The organism is Bacteroides sp. AM54-2NS, from assembly GCF_003602935.1.
Taxonomy (GTDB): domain Bacteria; phylum Bacteroidota; class Bacteroidia; order Bacteroidales; family Bacteroidaceae; genus Bacteroides; species Bacteroides xylanisolvens.
This window is the reverse complement of the sequence record NZ_QTMZ01000148.1, coordinates 1-600: the sequence shown is the minus strand read 5'-3', so window position 1 is coordinate 600 and position 600 is coordinate 1. Positions and strand designations below refer to the sequence as shown.

Below are 600 nucleotides of genomic sequence, written 5' to 3'. Positions count from 1 at the left end.
TAAGCGACTCGATAGTACCCATGTTCCAAAGGAGATTCCGACTGCTTTACTTTCTTAGGAACAGAAGGAGAAATATGACCACCATCCTTTCCGTTATTTTCGACCAAGGGACCATTATCAATATCTCCAAACTCATATTGACCAGTCAATGTATTCAAATAAATCCAACAACCTTTTTCCTGTCTATGTGTCGTAGTCATAGCATTCTTGGTAGCCTGCCAGACCTCTTCCATTTTAGCCTTCACAACCGGAGAATTGGCGATATCCTTGTCTGCATGAGGGTATCGAACCTCAATGTCTTTTAAATCCGTTGTAATAACGGTATTATCTGAAAGTGTAACAACAGCAAAGACCTTAAAACAACCGGGACGTATGGCAGAAACATCACATTTCAAAGAATTACCTTCTTGCAACAGCCAACCTTGATCAGTATCCACCATATCTTCCCATTTTATCCAATATTCTATCTTGGTTGTCTGCAATCTATCAAGAAGCCCCACTTTCAATCCATACGGTTGCAACATCGTTATCTTAGAACTATTAACGGAAAATTTCACTTTACTCTTTAGCGCCTCGTCCATATCTGGATTTTCTTCGCAC

General features: G+C 40.0%; 1 pseudogene. It reads right to left on the bottom strand.

Going from position 1 to position 600, the window contains the following annotated elements:
- Window positions 1–581: pseudogene (locus DXA05_RS26235) on the bottom strand (hypothetical protein); the annotation flags it as partial.
- Window positions 582–600 lie beyond the last annotated feature (19 nt).